The following is a 19,189-nucleotide window of genomic DNA, read 5'->3' on the forward strand; positions in this document are numbered from 1 at the left end:
GTCTGGAGATTGCTTTATTTTTTGATTTTTAAAACAGGGCGTTGTTCGGGTTTACATAGGCGGATTTCTTTGCCTAAAGGGTCGGTTTGGTATTTTTGGAAAGACTGGGCAGTTTTGACACCAATACCTTCCAAAACGCCATTTTTGCCAAATTTATTATCTAGATCATGAATACGAATATTGATATTGCCCGTACCACGATGACAACCAGCAAAATATCCAAAAATTCGACCTTTTTTAGTGATAACCTCTACCAAATCATTTGAATATAAAGAAAATCTGAATGTAAAACTTTCATCAATAAGTTCCCAATCAATTTCATCTTTAAATGCTATTATTGCCCGATTCGGTAAAATACCCTTAGCCACCTGCCAAGCATATACCGGCACCAAATAATTTTTCCCGCCTTTACCGAACACATCCACCCGCACCATTGTGGCATTATCGGCAATACCTTGGGGAATACCGTTGCTGTCTTTGCGTACCATCACGCCGGTTTTCTGTACATCTTCCACCCGCACCGCTTTTACCAACGAGCCTTGTTGCCCGTCTTTTGCCGGTTTGTAAAACGGCTCGGAAAAAGCTTTGGCGGGATCGTCATTGTATGCGGCCAGCCGTTCTTGCAATGCGGCATACAGGGCTGGTTCACGGTTCGGATAGCCGACGATTTTTTCAATATCTTTGGTTTTCAAAGAAGTAAGCGGTTTTTTAACCACGCTGATATTTTCAGACAGGCGTTTGGCAGATTTAATGGTTTCCAAGTGTCCTTGTCCGGTCATCTTGCGGTTCGGCGCGCGTGAAACAAACAGCGGAGTAACGTATTCGTGTAACGTCTGCGGACGGGCATCGAGCTTTGCCGCCAGTTCTTCACGCGGATTGTCGCTGAATACACGAATCATCACTTCCTGCCGGAAAAAATCCCACGGTTGCGGAATACGCTGTTTGACCTCGCCGGTTTCCGTATCCACTATTTCCAGCGATTCACGCCGTTGCATGGCTTGGGTGATTTTTTGTTGCATTGATACGGTGGAGCATGCCACTACAACAGCGTCTAAGGCGTGATGGCGGTCGTTTTCTTCACGCACTTTGCACAAGCCCCATAAACCGCGCAGCAAGCTGGTAATCTGTCCGTTTGAAGCAAATACCCGCCGTTTGCCTTTACCCTCCAAATGCAGGTTGTGTTCGATAAAGGTGCACAAAAAACGGGCGATATAGCGCGTATCATTCAGATTACGTTCAATAAAATCCTGTTCGTTGAGTTTGGCCGTCTGAATCCGCTGTTTTTTTGCATACGGAAAATGGCAGCCTGCTACCCGTGCCTGAAATTCACGCCAGCGCTCACTATTTTCTGCTCCGTCAAGGTATTCATAAGGCGTTTGGTTGCGTTTTTTCTGGTTTTCGCTGCCGAGCACCAGCACTTTGTTATTAAAACTGTCGTCCCAAGTGCGGGAAAAAGGCAGCGCGTGATCGATTTCCACATAACCTTTTTCGTTCAGACGGCCTAAATCCAACGGCACGCCCGAATACAGGCATTTGCCTTGCTGTTGCTTATAGAGCCGCATTTTCAGAATGTCTTGCCCTTTCGGTTCGCCTGTAAAGTGAGGGAAATATTCTTTGAATTCGGCCACTGCGCGCTCGCGTTCTTTACGGTTTTCCTCCTGCCGTTTTTCAATTTCTTTGCGGTCCTTATACGATTTGCCCAATTCGCGTGCCGTTTCAATATGCACACGCAGCGGCGAACCGTAGCGGCGGATAATGGCGTTAACTACTTTGCGTGCCTGTGTGAGCGTACGGAATACCACGGGATTGCGGATATCGTCGGCATGAATCACCGGCAGCAGCAAATTATCTTGCTGTGTTTTTGCGCCATAGTGGTTGCCGTAAATCTGCGCGCAGGCTTCGTCATAGCGCAACCCCTGTTCCATTAACGGCAGAATTTTGGCCAATGCCGGTAAAGATAATTCGATAAATTTATCAAAGCTCAAACCTTTTAATAAAGCCTCCAACACCTGCTCAGGCAGCGCCCAGCCGGCCAAGGCTGTCTGAATGTCGTTGTCGGTTTTATAAAGTGAAAACGCCGTACCAATCGCATCAATCACTTCTGGATTGCGGATACGGTTTTCCCATTCGCCTTTCAAGCCCGCTTTTTCTAAAACCGTGCGGATTTTATGATAGGCCTTCATTTCCATCAGCGCACCACTTTCGGTTTTCAGGCCGTCTGAATCTTTACCGTAGCGCAGCCCTTTGAATACTGCGCTTTCAGGTAGCCCCAATATTTTGCGTACTTGTGCGTAAGTTAGTTTGGCTTTCTTATAAGGCTCGTCCAATAGCAGTTTCCGCTCATGTTCGTTTAGCGCCCGTTCCTCGCCGTTGTGCAGAATGCGCAAATTATTCAGCTTGGTCAGCCAGATAAAACGCTCCGCACTGTAGGTATTTTTCGCGGCTTTGTATTCAGACGGCTCAAACGTACATTTACCCAGCATTTTCAACACCGCCTCACCCTGTAGGGCACTGCGCTGCGTCATCAGCAAATTGTCTACTTTCGCCTCCAATTCTACTGAAGTAAACGGATTCCCCAATTCGCGCTGCTTAGCAAACAATAAATGCAGTTCTTTTTGCAAATCCAGGCGGTTGAAGGTGTGGGAATAGTTGCCGCCTTTATTGCGCAGGTGGCCACTCTTCTCGGCAAACAGTTTTACTGCCAACTCTGCCGGCGTTCGGTATTGCCCGGGATTATCTGCCAGCAGTTTGTGATTCTCTGCCACTCCTGCCAGCAGCCTGCCCAGCTCCTTATCTTCCGTTTGCATCTCGCTTTTACGCTGCGACAGATAACCGCGATGTTTGACCAAATGCAGTAATACTGCCGCCCATTCTTTTTCTGCCAGCTTTCTGTCTAACCCTTGTACGCGCAGCTGCCAAGTATCTACCGGCATGGCAACGGGCAGGCCGTCGGCAGCAAAATCTGCCGCCGTCAGCAGCCCTTCGCGTTTTAACAGACGGCGCAGGCGCAACAGGCGGTGTGCCCGGCGGCGGATTAAACGGCGGATACTGCGCGCGGTACGCCGGGCCAATGCCAACGATTCGCCGGTTTTCGGCACTTCTGCGCGCTCAAACGTCCGCACTCCGCAATCCAGCAGGCCGATGGGGTACTCATTTTCATCCACCCACACCAACGCCCAACCAACCGAAGCAATGCCTAGATCCAAACCAAGAATATATCTGTGAGTAGTTGCTTTCATTTTTTCCCTTTGTAAATAAAGCTGTTAACAAACAAGCAAAATAATAACACTAATTAACATAACAAATAAATATTTGACAGTCATGTGGGTCGAATTTATAATTCAAACCATTGTCGCATTACGAGATGAGAGCCGTTGCTACAATAAGGCCGTCTAAAAGACGTGCCGCGACGTAAAATACAGAAATGTATGAGCCCCTGGCCGGATTTCCGGTCAGGGGCATCGTCTTAGATAATCTGTTAAAATCCACCCCAACGAAACAGGCCGTCTGAAAAGGTTTCAGACGGCCTTTAATCTCTATGTTCCATGAAGGCACAATCATGATTCCACTGCACAATCCCCGCTCGCATACTTTCGCTTCCGACAATTATTCCGGGGCGCATCCCGAAATTCTTGCTGCGCTTGCGGCGGCCAACGGCGGCCATGTGGGCGCGTATGGCAACGATCCTTATACCGCACATCTGCAAACGCTGGTAAAGCGGCATTTCGGCGAACGGGTCGAGGCGTTTCCGGTGTTTAACGGCACGGGCGCGAACGTGTTGGCTTTGCAGGCCTGCCTGCCGCGCTGGGGCGCGGTGGTGTGTGCGGAAACGGCGCACATCAATGCAGACGAAAGCACGGCGCCGCAAGCGGTGGGCGGCTTTAAGCTGTGGACGGTTGCGGCGGAAAACGGCAAGCTCACGCCCGAGCTTATTGCTCGTGAGGCATACGGCTACGGTTTCGAGCACCGCGCCCAGCCGTTGGCGGCCAGCATCACGCAAAGCACCGAGTTGGGCACGGTCTATACGCCGCAGGAAATCCGCGCTATCGGCGCGTTCTGCCGCGAACACGGCATGGCGCTGCATATGGATGGCGCGCGCCTGGCCAATGCCGCCGCCGCGCTGGGCGCGCCGCTGCGCGAAATCACCACGGATGCGGGGGTGGATATTCTCTCGTTCGGCGGCACCAAAAACGGCCTGCTGTTTGGTGAATGCGTGGTGGTGTTGAATCCCGACAGGGTTTCAGACGGCCTTAAATATCTGCGCAAACTCAATCTGCAACTGGCTTCCAAAATGCGTTTTATTTCGGCACAGTTTATTGCGCTGTTGGCAGGGGATTTGTGGCGTGAAACGGCGCAGCAGGCCAACGAGATGGCGAAAAGGCTTTCAGACGGTCTGCAAACCATTGGCGGCGTGGAATTGGTTTACCCCACCGAAGCGAATGCCGTGTTTGTGAAACTGCCGCAAGGCGCGGCAGACAAGGTACGCGAGCATACTTATTTTTATGATTGGGACGCACAAGGCACATCGCGCTTCGTGTGCAGTTTCGACACGCGCGAAGAAGACGTTGATGCGCTGTTGGCAGCGGTGCGGCAGGCGGCGGAGGCGGTATAAGCATGAACGCCACGGTTTACCACACCATCGCGGCGCCTGTGCAGGCCGAATTCAAAGACAAAGGCAGCCGCTTTATCGCCTTCGCTTACCCCGTGAAAACCGCCGAGGCCGTCAAAAAACATGTCGATGCCCTGCGCGAGGCACACCACAAGGCGCGCCATTGGTGCTATGCCTACCGGTTGGGCACCGACGGCAACACTTTCCGCGCCAACGACGACGGCGAACCTTCCGGCAGCGCCGGTCGCCCGATTTTGGGGCAGATTGATTCGGCGGGGTTAACCGATGTGTTGGTTGTGGTGGTGCGCTATTTCGGCGGCACGCTGCTGGGCGTGCCGGGCTTGATTCATGCCTACAAAACCTCCGCCGCCGAAGCGTTGCAACTGGCTGAAAAATTAGAAAAAAACATTGAAAAAACGGTTTGGCTGCGTTGCGGCTACCCGCATCTGAACGACGCCATCCGCATCGCCCGGCAGCATCAGGCGGAAGTGGTGGCGCAGGATTTGCAGCTCGACTGCCGCTTAACAGTGAGCATACCGCTGGCAAATTACACCGCCTGTCTGGCTGCTTGGGAGCAGACGCGCGCGATTGAGGTGCGGCTTGAAGAGGCCGTCTGAAAATATTGGCGGACGGAGACTTTTGCAAAATTCCTTTCGGTATCTTAAAACTTCTGCGTCATGCTCGGGTTTGGCCCGAGCATCTTTTTGTTTCAAAAGAAATAATAACAGATACCCGGGTCAAGCCCGGGTATGACGAAACATAAATAAATTCAGGATTAAAACGTATTTTTGCAAAGGTCTCGGCCTGTAAGATATTTTCAAAGGTCTTTGGCGGTAAAGATTCCGGCTTTTATGCTGCGGCAGCGGCCTCAAATCGGTTATAATCCGATGCTCAAACCTATTTAAAATTCTGTTTTTAATCAAGGAATAATCATGAAATTACTCGTTATCGGCAGCGGCGGGCGCGAACACGCCCTGGCTTGGAAATTGGCGCAATCGCCCAAAGTGGCAACCGTTTTCGTCGCCCCCGGCAACGCGGGCACGGCAACCGAACCTAAGCTGCGCAATCTCGCCCTTACCGACCATGCCGATTTGATTGATTTCTGCCGGCGCGAAAACATCGCCTTCACGCTGGTCGGCCCTGAAGCGCCGCTGGCCGCCGGTATCGTGGACGATTTCCGCGCCGCCGGTTTGAAAATCTTCGGCCCCAGCCGCTATGCCGCGCAACTGGAAAGCTCGAAAGATTTCGCCAAAGCCTTTATGAAAAAATACGGTATTCCCACCGCGCAATACCAAACCTTTGATAACGCGGAACAAGCCCACGAATATCTCAAGCGAAAAGGCGCGCCGATTGTGATTAAGGCCGACGGCCTGGCGGCGGGTAAAGGCGTGATTGTGGCGATGACTGCTGATGAAGCGCATGCCGCCGTCGACGATATGCTGCTGGGCAACAAAATAGGCAATGCCGGCGCACGCGTGGTGATTGAAGACTTTTTACAGGGTGAAGAGGCCAGCTTTATCGTGATGGTGGACGGCGAACACGTGCTGCCGATGGCCACCAGCCAAGACCACAAACGCCTGCTCGACGGCGATAACGGCCCCAACACCGGCGGTATGGGCGCATACAGCCCCGCGCCGGTGGTTACGCCCGCCGTGTACGAGCGCGCCATGAACGAAATCATTCTGCCCACCGTGCGGGGCATGAAGGCAGAAGGCCATGAATTTACAGGGTTTTTATACGCCGGCCTGATGATTGCTGCCGACGGTGCGCCCTACACCATCGAATTCAACTGCCGCTTCGGCGACCCCGAAACCCAGCCGATTATGAGCCGCCTCGACAGCGATTTGTCGGATTTGGTGGCCGCCGCCATCGACGGCAGGCTGGATACCGTATCTGCCGAATGGAACCCGCAAACCTCAGTCGGCGTGGTGCTGGCGGCGGAAAACTATCCCGAAACACCGAAAAAAGGCGACGTTATCAACGGCTTGCAAGAAGCAGACCGGATCGGCAAAGTATTTCATGCCGGCACCGCCGCCGGCGGAGCGGGCGAAATCCTCACCAACGGCGGCCGCGTATTGTGCGTGGTCGGCTTGGGCGACGGTGTGGCCGCAGCCAAAGCCCGGGCCTATCAGGCTTTGGAGAAAATCCGCTTTAACGGTATGCAATACCGAACGGATATTGCCGATAAGGCGGTTAACCGTTAAGTGTTGCCTTATGCGGCTTCAGGCCGTCTGAAACGGTTTCAGACGGCCTTTTTAGCAAATAAGCTTAATAAAAAGCCCATGCGTCATACTCGGGCTTGACCCGGGTATCTCATATTGCTGAAACTCAAGATACTCAAGCCAAGCCTGAGCATGACAAAACAATCATTTTAAGATTATTTTCATGCAACAATTTGATAATAAATGAAAAACAAAACCACGCCGCCTGTTATGAAAACTGCCCGCACCCTCCCGGCGGCTGCCCGCGCGGGATTGTCTGCCCATCTTAAAAAGGGTGGTTTGGTGGCGTATCCCACCGAATCCTGCTACGGTATCGGTTGCCTGCCGCGCCATATCCGGGCGTTGGATAAATTGGTCCGTTTGAAAAAACGCCCGCAAAGCAAAGGCATGATTGTGATTGGCAGCAGTTTGGCGCAGTTGCGCAATCTGTTGGACAGGCCGTCTGAAAGCACCATGGCCATGCTGGAAAACGAATGGCCTGCGCCCACCACGTTTCTGCTGCCTTGCCGCCGCCTGCCGCCGCTGTTGCGCGGCCGCAGGCGCAGCAAACTGGCGGTGCGGGTACCCGCGCATACGGGCGCGCAGCAGTTGTGCAGGGCGTTGGGCACGCCGCTGGTTTCCACATCCTGCAACCGCTCGGGCGGCAGGCCGTGTAAGACCGAACACGAGGTGCGGCGGTTGTTCGGCCGCCGCGTGCGGGTGGTCGGCGGGCGCATCGGCGGCGAGAAAGCGCCGAGCCGGATTATCGATGCCGAAACGGGGCGGCGCTTGCGTTAGAAGGGATTTAATGCAAAAGCAATATTTCGGGTTACAAATCCACGCCTGCTGCATTGGGTAACGGGGTAGATTTGTAAATCTTGTAAATAGGGAGAGTGTGTGTAGATTGTATTGATTCATTAAGAAAACCGAACCTTAGTTGAGCTGGAATTTGTCCTGCTTTTGTGCGGCCCACTATTTTCAGACGGCCTTGTTATAAAGCATCAAGATTCCCAATTTTTTACGATTTCTTCAACCACTAACTCCAATCTATTCAGAAAAATCAGGTGCTGATGATCTTGAAATTTTAGCTTTTGCCCGTTTATCTTTTTCAATAAATTTTGAAGCCATTTCTTTTCGGGTTCAAGCTCTTTGTTTCGACCCCAATATTCATAACGACGTTCAAGAGCAGAAATAATCCGATAGCGGTTTTCAGGAATCGCAAGGTAAAACTTATCAAAAAACTCTTCAATATCGATATGCGCCAAGATCGGGTTTTTCCGATAAATTGATGTCCCTTTGGTATCTGCAATTAATTTTTCTGAAAAAGCATGAACATCATCGACCATATCTTTTAAAAGGCCGGCTACCTTATCCGGATACATCGATTTTTCCTGTTCTTGAATTTTATTTTTCACAAAATCTAAAAACTCCTTATATCTATCCTGTTCACTAGATGTTACTCTACGATTATCCCAACTTTCTCCCCACCAAGAGGGATACTCCGATGTATCCGGTAATTTCTTATCTTCTGCCAATTCTCCAATCCAATGCTGGATTTGCTCCATCGCTTCTTCAGCTTCAGCTTTTCTAATATTATTCTCTGAAAAAAATAAGAATAGTCCAAAATAATGTTGCAACTCTCCCAACTCGGAAATTTTATTCTGTTCGATCTCTTGCAAACAATTATTAAATGTTTGATTAAATTCATCCTCTGCTAATAACTGATAATCCCACAAACGATACCAGCCGGAACGGTTTTCATACTGGAAATAACGGCTGTTTTTTAAGGATAAGTTAATGGCTTTTTGGTTGATGATATTCGATTGGACAATAGCCAACCATATATCGTTACCCAACAGGATATCCGACCAACTGAAATTTACAATATCTTGATATTTATCATGGATTTTCTTCAGCTTATTCTCTTCTTCTGAAAGGCTTTCTTTCCCATTTTTGCTATACTCTTTCACGAATCGCGATCGATCAAAAAAAATCTTTTCAATCGAGTAACCGGAGCTTTTTTCTTCAAAAAATAAAATTAAGAAAACCCTTAGCAGGCTACTCATTAATTCAGGTTGATCCAATATTTCTTGATCAAGAGTTTTATAAAGCCTCTCGAAATCCTGTAAAGCCTGTTTCAAAACGCGTATATTAGAATAATCGGCCAAGTTAAATATTCTAACGATAAGCTTAATATGATTAATATAGAACAGAGTGATTGGTGATTTATCATTAAAATAATTTTTTATGAAATCTGATAGAATCTTTTCAACAGAAGAAGCTTCGTATTTAAAAACTTTTCCTATCAATTTTTCTTTAATTTTTTTATATTGCTCTGAATGAGTTTCTATTTCTTGTTCATTGGCGATTAAAATCATTTTATGATTTTGGTTTTCAACAAAATGATTCAGATAGCCGAGCAGCTTGTTCATCTCTATTGAACAGCGTTCTACATCATCAAAAATCAATACAGTATTGTCTATATCTTTCAAATAGTCTGGAATCTTGATAGTCGATAAATCAAGATTAATAGCTGCTTTTAAACCTTCTCTCAATAACTTACCTGTTAATGCCATACCTTTATGGGATAACATAGGATGTAATTGAGCAAAAATAGCGGCTTCAATCTCTTCAATAGAGGACAATCTGTAAAGGCTGACCCAGAGAAATCTTTCCTTTTTAGAATCTTTATTTTCGTAATATTTTTCCAAAAAATTCCTTATAAAATAAGTCTTGCCAGCTCCCCACGGCGCATCAATCATCACTGCATATTCGGGTGATTGAGGCAAATTTAAATAATATTCCAAAAATTCAGTAATATTCTGGTTATTCATAAACAACCAACCTCTTTCTCAATTTGCATTTTATGTTCAGTAACATTTGCCTTCACTCCCAATCCTCCACCCATAACCCTTCCACCCGCTCAAACTCGCGCACATTATGGGTAATCAAAACCAGTTGATTTGATAAGGCTTGGGCGGCAATCAAGATGTCGTAACTGCCGATGGGAGTGCCTTGTTTGGCTAAATCGCTGCGGATTTTTCCGGCTGTTTGTGCGTCCTGCTGTGAAAACGGCAGGATATTGAAAGCAAGTTTTTCCAGCTTGGCCAGATTTTCTGCCGCTTTTTGACTTTTGTGCGCACCGTAGTGCAGTTCAAACCAAGTAATCGCGGAAAGGGCGAAATCGGCAGGGGTGTGTTGTTTTAAGCGTTGGATGAAATCAGTGTTGCGGTTCAAGATGGCAATTACAGCGTTGGTGTCGAGCAGGTATTTCATTCAAAAACACTCCAATCACGCTCTTGTGCTGCTTCTACCCGTATCTCATTAACGGCGGTTTCAAAACTGGCATCCGGCTCACCCAAGCTGTCGAGCCAATCCCAATCGGTAACTAAAGGTTCGATAATCACTTGATTTCCTTGCTTACTGATTTTGACTTCTTTGCCTTCAAAGCGGAATTCTTTGGGAAGACGGACCGCTTGCGAATTGCCGTTCCAAAATAATTTTGCGGTGGTCATGGCACCACTCCTTCTTAAAAAATATATATAAACAGTATATATTTTCATGCTGGGTGTTTCAAGCTGATCATGTTTTGTTACGACCGGGCAGGCGCGTCATACTCCCAAAGAACTATCCCGCCCCGTCTTTTCAGCTAGCCGCATCCCCTCACTTTTCCCCCGGGTTTTGCGCTTTCGGCGCATATTTTTCTTGCCCGCCCTCCACTAAGCTTTTATCTGTAAAAAAGTTTGAAATAAAGCTACCGCTACCGCTGAACAAACTGCTTTCAGACGGCCTTATCGCAGAAAAACGTTATTTCCGCCACGGTGTTGTTGCGCCTTGCGACAAAACTAAGTTTTTCCGCTCATTCGAAAACAGGCCGTCTGAAACCGGTAAACCAAAAGGAACACCATCATGAAAATCAGGGCACAAGTCGGCATGGTTCTGAACTTGGACAAATGCATCGGCTGCCACACCTGCTCCGTTACCTGCAAAAACGTGTGGACTTCGCGCGACGGGGTGGAATATGCGTGGTTTAACAATGTGGAAACCAAGCCGGGCATCGGTTTTCCGAAAAACTGGGAAAACCAGGAAAAATGGAACGGCGGCTGGGTGCGCAAGCCCGACGGCAAGCTCGTGCCCAAGCAGGGCGGCAAGCTGAAGATTCTGGCGAATATTTTTGCCAACCCGAACATGCCGCAGATTGACGATTATTACGAGCCGTTCACCTACGACTACGAGCATCTGCAAAACGCGCCGCAGATGCCTACGCCGCCGACGGCGCGGCCGGTTTCGGTGCTCACCGGCAAGAAAATGGACAAAGTCGAATGGGGGCCGAACTGGGAAGACGATTTGGCCGGAGAATTTGAAAAGCGCGGCAAAGACGTTTTGTTTGAAGGCATTCAGAAAGAAATGCACGCGGCGTTTGAGCAGACGTTCATGATGTATCTGCCGCGCCTGTGCGAGCACTGCTTAAACCCCACCTGCATCGCTTCCTGCCCCTCCGGCAGCATCTACAAGCGCGAAGACGACGGCATCGTGTTGATCGATCAAGACAAATGCCGCGGCTGGCGGATGTGCGTTTCGGGCTGCCCGTATAAAAAAATCTATTACAACTGGACGAGCGGCAAAGCCGAAAAATGCACCTTCTGCTACCCGCGCATCGAGGGCGGCCAGCCGACGGTGTGTTCGGAAACCTGCGTCGGTCGCATCCGCTATTTGGGCGTGCTGCTGTATGACGCCGACAAAATCGAGCAGGCGGCATCGGTGGAAAACCCGCAGGATTTATACGAACAGCAACTGGGGCTGTTCCTCAACCCCAACGACCCGGAAGTGGAACGCGAAGCCCTGAAGCAGGGCATCAGCCAAAGCTGGATTGATGCGGCCAAAAAATCGCCGGTTTACAAAATGGCGATGGAATGGAAAGTGGCCTTTCCGCTGCACCCCGAATACCGCACGCTGCCGATGGTGTGGTATATCCCGCCCTTGTCGCCGATTCAGTCGGCCATCGAAAACGGCCTGGTGGGCGAAAACGGCATTATCCCGAGCGTGGACGAAATGCGCATTCCGCTGCGCTATCTGGCCAACCTGCTCACCGCCGGCAAGGTGGAGCCGATTAAGTTTGCATTGGAGCGCATGATTGCCATGCGCCGCTTCAAACGCGGCCAGGTGGTGCACGGCGAAACCTTGGAGCAAACGCTGCAAGGCACCGGCCTCACCCCGGCGATGGTGGAGGAAATGTATCAAATCATGGCGATTGCCAATTATGAAGACCGCTTCGTAATCCCCACCTCGCACAAAGAAATGGTGGAAAACAGCTTCGACGACAAATCAAGCTGCGGCTTCACTTTCGGCAACGGCTGCTCGGGCGGCGAAAGCAGCGAGAGCCTGTTCGGCAAACGCAAAGGCACGCCGATTGTGTTCCACGGCCTGCGCAAAGACGCCGAGAAAAACCGCGAAGAAGGGGTGCGCTGATGGATGCCAACCCCGTTTACCAATGGTTTTCGGCGTTGCTGTGCTACCCCGAAGCCGACTTAATCGAAGCTTTGCCCGAGTTTCAGACGGCCTTAAACGAATGGCCCGAGTTAAACGCGCAACAGGCCTGTCTGAAAAGTTTTCTCGATTATCTGCAAAGCCACAGCCTGCGCGAATTGCAGGAACAATATGTGGCCACGTTCGACCGCAACCGCAACCATGCGCTGTATCTTTTCGAGCACGTTTACGGCGAAGACCGCGACCGCGGCAGCGCGATGGTGGATCTGCTCGAAGAATACCGCAGCCGCGGCTTCGAGCTGGGCGATGAAGAGCTGCCCGACTATCTGCCGGTGTTGCTGGAATATTTTGCCCAAGTACCCGCCGACCACGCGCAAAAACTGCTGGGCGATGCCGTGCACGTGATTGCCCACATCGGCGGCAAACTCGAAAAAAGCGGCTCGCCCTACGCCGTGCTGCTGCAAGGCATTGCCGCGCTCAGCCCCGTGCCGCCGCAGCCCTTGGTCGAGCCGCCGGTGCGCGATATGGACGAAGCGATGGAAACCTTCGGCCCCGATATTGCCGGCACCGAGCCGCTGCTGAAGCCGGCCGTCGAAACCGTACAGTTTTATCCTAAGAACGCTTATACGGCGCAAAAAGGAGCAGTATTATGAACACCTTCAACCAATTCTTTTTCGGCATCTACCCCTATATCTGCCTTTCGGTTTTCCTGTTCGGCAGCCTCGTGCGCTTCGAGCGCGAGCAGTATTCGTGGAAGAGCGATTCCAGCCAGCTGATCTACCGCGGCCAACTGCGTTTGGGCAATATCCTGTTTCACACCGGCATTCTGGCGATTTTCGGCGGCCATTTGGTCGGCCTGCTCACACCTTTGTGGTTTTGGGACTTGCTCGGCGTGAGCCACAGCGCCAAACAGATGGTGGCCATCGTGGCCGGCGGCGTGTTCGGCTTAATCACGCTGGCCGGTTTGATCATCTTAATCCGCCGCCGCTTCCAAAGCGACCGCCTTGCCGCCAACAGCACCTGGCGCGACAAACTGGTATTAATCTGGATTCTGATTACCCTGCTGCTGGGCTTGTCCACCATCTTCGTGAGCCTCGGTCACACCGACGGCCATGAAATGGTGCAGCTGATGAAATGGGCACAGCACATCGTTACCTTCCGCGGCGAAGCGGCCAACTACATTGCCGACGCCAATATCCTGTTCAAACTGCACGTTTTCATGGGCATGACGTTTTTCTTAATCTTCCCGTTTACCCGCATGGTGCACGTTTGGAGCGGCTTTGCCAGCGTGGCCTATTTGGGCCGGGCTTGGCAGGTGGTGCGCCGGCGTTGATGCCTTGATTGTTTGAAATCATGCGACAGGCCGTCTGAAAGGTTTCAGACGGCCTGTTTGACACTACTGTGTTTCAGCACCGCTCCGTCATACTCGGGCTTGACCTGAGTATCTTTTTGGTTTCAGAGATTTAAAAAAAGAGATATTCGGGTCAAGCCCGAGTATGACGGTATGGTTGCATCGGGCATTTCAGACGGCCTTGTAAGGTGTTTTTGCAAAAAAACGGCCTGTTTGATTGCCTTTAGTTCTAAAGAATTAGCCCGAAAGCACAGTCGGGCTATTTTCATTCAACATAAACTCGTTCATAGTGATAATAAAACCTTTCTGTTTGAAAGCAGTCTTTCTATCACCCCGTTTCCGGTTATGCGCTGTTATGAAACACCCCAAAAGCCTGTCGTCCCGCCTCAAACTGCTCACCGTTTTATGGGTAACGGCGGCGGTCGGCTCGATTGTGCTGACGCTGCTGCTGTCGTGGCGTTTGGAAGGCGGCGGGGCGGCGATTAACGATGCGGGCAGCCTGCGCATGCAAACCTACCGTTTGGGGCTGCTGATCAGCGAGCGCCGCAGCGCGGAGGCTCTGGAGCGTATCGAGCGTTTCGACCGCACGCTCGCGCAATTGAAGCAGGGCGATCCGGCGCGGCCGCTGTTTCTGCCCGACACCCCCGAAGTGCAGGAGCAGATGCAAACGCTCACCCGCCGCTGGCAAAACGAAATCCGCCCGATGCTGCAACGGGCGGCAGCGGGCGGCGGTACCGTGCCGGAGCAGAGGCTGGAGCAGTTTGTCGATTCGATCGACGCGCTGGTGCTGTCGGCCGAATCGGTGAACGCGCGCCACACCAAATGGCTGCGCTTTTTCCAAAGCGGGCTGATGGTGCTGGTGCTGGCCGGTGCGATGGTGATGGTGGTGCTGCTTTATTTGTGGATTATCCGCCCGCTCGACCAATTGCAGCAGGGCGTGAGCGACATACACGACGGCAAACTGGGCGTGCAGGTGCCGATAGACGGCTCGGCCGAATTTGCCGAAGTGGATAAAGGCTTCAACCAGATGAGCCTGCGCCTGCAACAGCTATACGCCCATTTGGAGCAGGAAGTGGCCGAAAAAACCCGCGATTTGGCCGAAAAAAACTACACGCTGGGCACGCTTTATTTTTTCTCGCGCTTTCTCAACCGCATTCAGACGGCCGCCGAAGCGGGCGAAACCTTTTTAGAGAAAATCATGAACCTTGTGCCCGCCGACGCGGGCAGCATACGCCTGCTCGATTTCGAGCGTGAACGCATGGATTTGGTTGCCCACCGCGGCCTGCCCGAAAACCTGCAAACCGCCGAAGCCTGCCGCCGTTTGGAAGACTGCTTCTGCGGCCGCGCGGTGGCGCAGCACGATTGGCAGCCGATTACCTTCACCCGCCCCGCCGAAGCCGGGCAGCAGCTGGCCGGTTGCGAAAAATCGGGCTTCCACTATCTTCAAGTGTTCGATATCCGCTACAACGGCGTCGACTTGGGGCTGATGACGCTCTATTTCAAAGAAGCCTACGAACTCGAGCCGGGCATGCGCGAGCTGCTCGACACCTTGTGCAACCAGCTTGCCGGCGTGCTGAGCAATATCCGCCTGGCCGACGAAAGCCGCCAGCTTGCCGTTTTGCAGGAGCGCAACCTGATGGCGCAGGGGCTGCACGACAGCATCGCCCAAACCCTCACGTTTCTAAACCTGCAAGTGCAGATGCTCGAGAGCGCGCTGGCGGCGCAGGAGCAGGCGCAAATCAGCGAAAACCTGCAATTTATCAAAGAAGGCGTGCAGGAATGCTATGAAGACGTGCGCGAGCTGCTGCTGAACTTCCGCACCAAAATCAGCCGCAAAGAATTCGCCGAAGCCGTGCAAACCCTGAGCAAACGTTTCGAGCAGCAAACGCAGGTTGAAGTGAACACGGTTTGGCGGGGCGACGGCCCCGATCTGAGCAGCGAGCAGCAGTTGCAGTTTATTTTTATTTTGCAGGAAAGCCTGTCGAATATCCGCAAACACGCACAAGCCACGCAAGTGGATATAGAATTCGATAACAGCCGCGATTTCGCCATGAGCATACGCGACAACGGCAAAGGCTTCGACACAGGCCGTCTGAACGAACTGTCCGGCAACCACGTCGGCCTCGGCATCATGCGCGAGCGCGCCTTGCGCATCAACGCCCGGCTGGAGCTGGATTCGCAGCCCGGCAGCCACACCTTAATCCGCCTCACCCTGCCGCAACAAGAAAGAGTTTTATTATGACCCTCGAACACACCACCGAACCCATCCGCATCGTGTTAATCGACGACCACACCCTGTTTCGCAGCGGCATCAAGGCCCTGCTGGCGCGGCAGGAAGGCTTTGAAGTGATCGGCGAGGCTTCGGACGGCCTCAGCGGCGTGAAGCTGGTCGAACAGGCCGCGCCCGACGTGGTGCTGCTCGATTTGGATATGCCGGTGATGAACGGCCGCGAAGCCCTGGCGCAGATACTCAGCAGCCGCCCCGAGCAAACCGTGGTGATGCTCACCGTTTCGGAAGACAGCGAAGACTTAACCGAATGTATGCGCTTGGGCGCGCGCGGTTTTCTGCTCAAAAACATCCATGCCGAGTTTTTAATCGAATCGATCAAAAAAGCCGCCGCCGGCGACAATGTGTTTTCCCCCGAAATGACCGCGCGGCTGGTGCAGTCTTTAATCAACCCCGGCACACCCGCCGTGGCCGGCGCGCTCGACAGCCTCACCCAACGGGAGCTTGAAATTCTCGGCCATCTGGCCGCAGGCCGCAGCAACAAGGTGATTGCGCGCAAACTCGATTTGGCCGAATCCACCATCAAGGTGCACGTGCAGAACATTCTGCGCAAACTCGAACTCACCAGCCGCGTGCAGGCGGCGGTGTATGCCGTGCAGCACAACGTGCCGCAGCCGCAGGATTGAGCGCGGCGGAAGACAGGCTGAGAACTTTACAAAATTTCTCCCAATATCTTAAACCCTCCGCATCATGCCCGGGCTTGACCCGGGCATCTTTTTTTTGCAAAAGAAATAACAGATGCCCGGGCTAAGCCCGAGTGTGACGGGATTTCAGCATTTCAGACGGCCTTAAGGGTATTTCCGCAAAGGTTTCAGGCTGCCGGATTGCGTTTCCCCGCCGCCATAATCCTTCCGGCCGATGGCGCTTACCCCTTAATCCTAACGCAAAAAAAGCATGGTTTTTATAGAATAGGCCTGTCTGAAACCCGATAGCGAAAGAATTACCGTGGCAGATTTTTCTATTTGGCAAAACAGCGGCGATGCCGCCCTAATCGAGCATATTCTCGCCCGCTACCACCAAACCCACCGCCACCAGTTTCTGGAAATCCTGCCGTTGGCCGAAAAAGTCGCTTCGGTGCACGCCGGTGAGTTTCCGGTCGAAATCCTGCCCCTGCTGCAAGCCATGCAGGCCGATTTGCTCTCGCATATGCAAAAAGAAGAGCAGGTGTTGTTTCCCATGCTGGCCAACGGTATGAAACAGCACGCCGCCATGCCTATCCGCGTGATGATGCACGAGCACGAAGAGCACGAACAAGCCATCGCCCGCCTGTTGGCGCTTACCGATCATTTTACCCCGCCGGCCCAAGCCTGCCCGAGCTGGCAGCGTTTATACGCCGCATTGCAAACGCTGGTCAGCGATTTGCAGGATCATATCGAACTAGAAAACACGGTGTTGTTTGCCCGCGCATCGGCGGCAGATTGAGGCCGGGATAGCCAAACTACTTGGCAACAGCTCCGTCATACTCGAGCCTGCCGGTATCTGCTGTTTCTTTGCAAACAATAAAGATGCCCGGGGCAAGCCCGGGGATAACGGGTGTTCTTTCCCGGCTTGCTTATAAATACTGAGGCCTGTCTGAAAATATTTTCAGACAGGCCTGATATTTAACCCAAACGCATGGCGTTACCACTCATTTAATACCCAACGGTAACCGTACTCCCTCCCCTGCGGGGGTGGGCCGGGGAGAGGGCTTAACACCTGCCGCTCGGGAAACAGTTGCTTAAACTCTGCCAAGCCCTCTCCCTCAGGAGAGGGAATAGGCCGTCTGAAATCCTGTGTTCCCCATTATCCGCACACCTTTACGGTGTGCTTTTTTTCTGCTTACTACCAAATAACTATCTTTTTGCACTGTTCGGCCTATGCCGCCTATGCCCAATGCTTTGTGCGCTTTCTCCTTCAAGCGCATACGCAGTGTGCGCCGGAAAGCGTAAGGTATGCTCAGCCGAAAATATTTTTGTTTACCCGATTACGATAAAGAAAGGATGGGGCGCATGGCCTCTGAAACCTATAAACGCTATTCGGTGCTGGTGTCCAGCACGCTGTCGTTTACCGTGTGTTTTATGATTTGGATGATGCTGGCGGTGGTGGGCATCAAAGTTCAGGAGGAAATGGGCTTCAACCAAACCCAATACGGCATTCTGATTGCGCTGCCGGTGTTGTCCGGCTCGTTAATCCGCGTGCCGCTGGGCATACTCACCGACCGCTACGGCGGCCGCGTCGTGTTGTTTGCGCTGATGATGATTTCGGTGCCGGCGATTTTTCTGATGAGTTATGCCACCCATTACTGGCATTTCCTGATTATCGGCCTGCTGATGGGCTTGGCCGGCGGCTCGTTTTCGGTGGGCACGCCTTATGTGGCGCGCTGGTTTCCGAAACACCAGCAGGGCATGGCGATGGGCGTGTTCGGCGCGGGCAATGCCGGCTCTGCCGTGAATAAATTTCTGGCGGCCTGGCTGATTACCACCTACGGCACCTGGCAGATTGTGCCCACCGTGTATTCGGCCATTATGCTGGCGATGGCGGTGATTTTCTGGTTCACCAGCTATCACGATCCCAAGCATCTGGTTTCTTCGAGCGTTACCCTGCGCGAACAGCTCGCGCTGTTGAAAGACCCGGGTGTGCTGCGTTACAGCCAATATTATTCGGTGGTGTTCGGCGGCTATGTGGCGCTGGCCTTGTGGATGACCAAATATTATGTGGGCGAATACGGCATGAGTTTGAAAACCGCCGCCTTTCTGGCTGCCTGCTTCTCGCTGCCCGGCGGCGTTTTGCGCGCGCTCGGCGGTTATCTTTCCGACAAATTCGGCGCTTATAAGGTAACTTGGGCGGTGATGTGGGTGTGCTGGGTGTGTTTTTTCCTGCTCTCCTACCCGCAAACCGACATGCTGATTAAAACCACTTATGGCACGCTCGGCCTGCACATCGGCCTCAACGTGACGCTGTTCACCATTTTGATGTTTACCGTGGGCGTGGCGATGGCGGTGGGCAAGGCTTCGGTGTTCAAATTCGTGGCCGACGATTATCCGAACAACATCGGCGCGGTTTCGGGCATCGTGGGGCTGGCCGGCGGCATGGGCGGCTTTCTGCTGCCGATTATGTTCGGCGCGCTCGAAGACTTCACCGGCATCCGCTCCACCAGCTTTATGCTGCTCTACGGCACCGTGTGCGTGTCGCTGATTTGGATGCACTTTTCGTTTAAAGCCAAACGCAACGGCTGAATGTTTTCAGACGGCCCCAACGCTTTATCAAGGCCGTCT

15 protein-coding genes are annotated in these 19,189 nt (G+C 52.1%); 11 read left to right on the forward strand and 4 right to left on the reverse strand.

The window, feature by feature from the left end:
* Positions 1 to 14: 14 nt before the first annotated feature.
* Positions 15 to 3,239 carry a type II CRISPR RNA-guided endonuclease Cas9 gene (gene cas9, locus H3L92_RS11580; RefSeq protein ID WP_085365262.1) on the reverse strand — a complete coding sequence of 1,075 codons (3,225 nt, stop codon included), beginning with the start codon at positions 3,237 to 3,239 and terminating at the stop codon, positions 15 to 17.
* 320 nt (positions 3,240 to 3,559) lie between these two features.
* Between cas9 and H3L92_RS11585 the strand changes: the two genes are divergently transcribed.
* From H3L92_RS11585 to H3L92_RS11600, 4 genes are all read left to right on the forward strand, one after another.
* Positions 3,560 to 4,612 carry a threonine aldolase family protein gene (locus H3L92_RS11585; protein WP_085365261.1) on the forward strand — a complete coding sequence of 351 codons (1,053 nt, stop codon included), beginning with the start codon at positions 3,560 to 3,562 and terminating at the stop codon, positions 4,610 to 4,612.
* Positions 4,613 to 4,614: 2 nt separating this feature from the next.
* Positions 4,615 to 5,226, forward strand: a complete 612-nt coding sequence (locus H3L92_RS11590; protein WP_085365260.1) for an IMPACT family protein — start codon at positions 4,615 to 4,617, stop codon at positions 5,224 to 5,226.
* A gap of 315 nt (positions 5,227 to 5,541) precedes the next feature.
* Positions 5,542 to 6,813: a phosphoribosylamine--glycine ligase gene (gene purD, locus H3L92_RS11595; protein WP_085365259.1), complete on the forward strand. Its 1,272-nt coding sequence runs from the start codon at positions 5,542 to 5,544 to the stop codon at positions 6,811 to 6,813.
* A 201-nt stretch (positions 6,814 to 7,014) separates the two neighbouring features.
* On the forward strand, positions 7,015 to 7,608 hold the full coding sequence (locus tag H3L92_RS11600) for an L-threonylcarbamoyladenylate synthase (protein ID WP_085365258.1): 594 nt from the start codon (positions 7,015 to 7,017) through the stop codon (positions 7,606 to 7,608).
* 203 nt (positions 7,609 to 7,811) lie between these two features.
* Here the strand turns inward: H3L92_RS11600 and H3L92_RS11605 are convergent, their stop codons facing one another.
* From H3L92_RS11605 to H3L92_RS11615, 3 genes are read right to left on the reverse strand one after another with little or no spacing between them, the layout of a single operon-like run.
* Entirely contained in the window at positions 7,812 to 9,644 is a 1,833-nt protein-coding gene (locus H3L92_RS11605) for a P-loop NTPase fold protein (protein ID WP_085365257.1), read from the reverse strand.
* Between the two features lie 52 nt (positions 9,645 to 9,696).
* Complete coding sequence (vapC, locus tag H3L92_RS11610; RefSeq protein WP_085365256.1) at positions 9,697 to 10,086, reverse strand: type II toxin-antitoxin system tRNA(fMet)-specific endonuclease VapC; 390 nt, start codon at positions 10,084 to 10,086, stop codon at positions 9,697 to 9,699.
* Positions 10,083 to 10,325, reverse strand: a complete 243-nt coding sequence (locus H3L92_RS11615) for an antitoxin (protein WP_085365255.1) — start codon at positions 10,323 to 10,325, stop codon at positions 10,083 to 10,085. Before H3L92_RS11615 ends, vapC begins: the two co-directional genes overlap by 4 nt.
* Before the next feature lie 394 nt (positions 10,326 to 10,719).
* On the opposite strand from H3L92_RS11615, the gene narH reads away from it, so the two are divergent.
* The 7 genes from narH to H3L92_RS11650 all read left to right on the forward strand — a co-directional run bounded on the left by narH (position 10,720) and on the right by H3L92_RS11650 (position 19,150).
* Complete coding sequence (gene narH, locus H3L92_RS11620) at positions 10,720 to 12,279, forward strand: nitrate reductase subunit beta (RefSeq protein ID WP_085365254.1); 1,560 nt, start codon at positions 10,720 to 10,722, stop codon at positions 12,277 to 12,279.
* Complete coding sequence (gene narJ, locus H3L92_RS11625; RefSeq protein WP_085365253.1) at positions 12,279 to 12,950, forward strand: nitrate reductase molybdenum cofactor assembly chaperone; 672 nt, start codon at positions 12,279 to 12,281, stop codon at positions 12,948 to 12,950. The genes narH and narJ overlap by 1 nt, the downstream gene beginning before the upstream one ends.
* The gene (gene narI, locus H3L92_RS11630; RefSeq protein ID WP_085365252.1) at positions 12,947 to 13,630 is read left to right on the forward strand and encodes a respiratory nitrate reductase subunit gamma; all 684 of its coding nucleotides are present in this window, start codon (positions 12,947 to 12,949) and stop codon (positions 13,628 to 13,630) included. The genes narJ and narI overlap by 4 nt, the downstream gene beginning before the upstream one ends.
* 373 nt (positions 13,631 to 14,003) lie before the next feature.
* Positions 14,004 to 15,890, forward strand: coding sequence for a type IV pili methyl-accepting chemotaxis transducer N-terminal domain-containing protein (locus tag H3L92_RS11635; protein WP_085365251.1), 1,887 nt, complete (start codon positions 14,004 to 14,006; stop codon positions 15,888 to 15,890).
* Positions 15,887 to 16,561: a response regulator gene (locus H3L92_RS11640; protein WP_085365250.1), complete on the forward strand. Its 675-nt coding sequence runs from the start codon at positions 15,887 to 15,889 to the stop codon at positions 16,559 to 16,561. The genes H3L92_RS11635 and H3L92_RS11640 overlap by 4 nt, the downstream gene beginning before the upstream one ends.
* A 319-nt stretch (positions 16,562 to 16,880) precedes the next feature.
* Positions 16,881 to 17,357, forward strand: a complete 477-nt coding sequence (locus tag H3L92_RS11645; RefSeq protein ID WP_085365249.1) for a hemerythrin domain-containing protein — start codon at positions 16,881 to 16,883, stop codon at positions 17,355 to 17,357.
* A 566-nt stretch (positions 17,358 to 17,923) separates the two neighbouring features.
* On the forward strand, positions 17,924 to 19,150 hold the full coding sequence (locus H3L92_RS11650; RefSeq protein ID WP_085365248.1) for an MFS transporter: 1,227 nt from the start codon (positions 17,924 to 17,926) through the stop codon (positions 19,148 to 19,150).
* Positions 19,151 to 19,189 lie beyond the last annotated feature (39 nt).

The sequence above is a fragment of the Neisseria dentiae genome, assembly GCF_014055005.1.
GTDB lineage: Bacteria > Pseudomonadota > Gammaproteobacteria > Burkholderiales > Neisseriaceae > Neisseria > Neisseria dentiae.

Coding starts and splice junctions, on each gene's coding strand:
- H3L92_RS11585 (WP_085365261.1), top strand. CDS start 3,560: ATGATTCCACTGCACAATCCCCGCTCGCATACTTTCGCTTCCGACAAT.
- H3L92_RS11650 (WP_085365248.1), top strand. CDS start 17,924: ATGGCCTCTGAAACCTATAAACGCTATTCGGTGCTGGTGTCCAGCACG.
- purD (WP_085365259.1), top strand. CDS start 5,542: ATGAAATTACTCGTTATCGGCAGCGGCGGGCGCGAACACGCCCTGGCT.
- vapC (WP_085365256.1), bottom strand. CDS start 10,086: ATGAAATACCTGCTCGACACCAACGCTGTAATTGCCATCTTGAACCGC.
- H3L92_RS11635 (WP_085365251.1), top strand. CDS start 14,004: ATGAAACACCCCAAAAGCCTGTCGTCCCGCCTCAAACTGCTCACCGTT.
- H3L92_RS11640 (WP_085365250.1), top strand. CDS start 15,887: ATGACCCTCGAACACACCACCGAACCCATCCGCATCGTGTTAATCGAC.
- H3L92_RS11615 (WP_085365255.1), bottom strand. CDS start 10,325: ATGACCACCGCAAAATTATTTTGGAACGGCAATTCGCAAGCGGTCCGT.
- cas9 (WP_085365262.1), bottom strand. CDS start 3,239: ATGAAAGCAACTACTCACAGATATATTCTTGGTTTGGATCTAGGCATT.
- narJ (WP_085365253.1), top strand. CDS start 12,279: ATGGATGCCAACCCCGTTTACCAATGGTTTTCGGCGTTGCTGTGCTAC.
- narI (WP_085365252.1), top strand. CDS start 12,947: ATGAACACCTTCAACCAATTCTTTTTCGGCATCTACCCCTATATCTGC.
- narH (WP_085365254.1), top strand. CDS start 10,720: ATGAAAATCAGGGCACAAGTCGGCATGGTTCTGAACTTGGACAAATGC.
- H3L92_RS11605 (WP_085365257.1), bottom strand. CDS start 9,644: ATGAATAACCAGAATATTACTGAATTTTTGGAATATTATTTAAATTTG.
- H3L92_RS11590 (WP_085365260.1), top strand. CDS start 4,615: ATGAACGCCACGGTTTACCACACCATCGCGGCGCCTGTGCAGGCCGAA.
- H3L92_RS11600 (WP_085365258.1), top strand. CDS start 7,015: ATGAAAAACAAAACCACGCCGCCTGTTATGAAAACTGCCCGCACCCTC.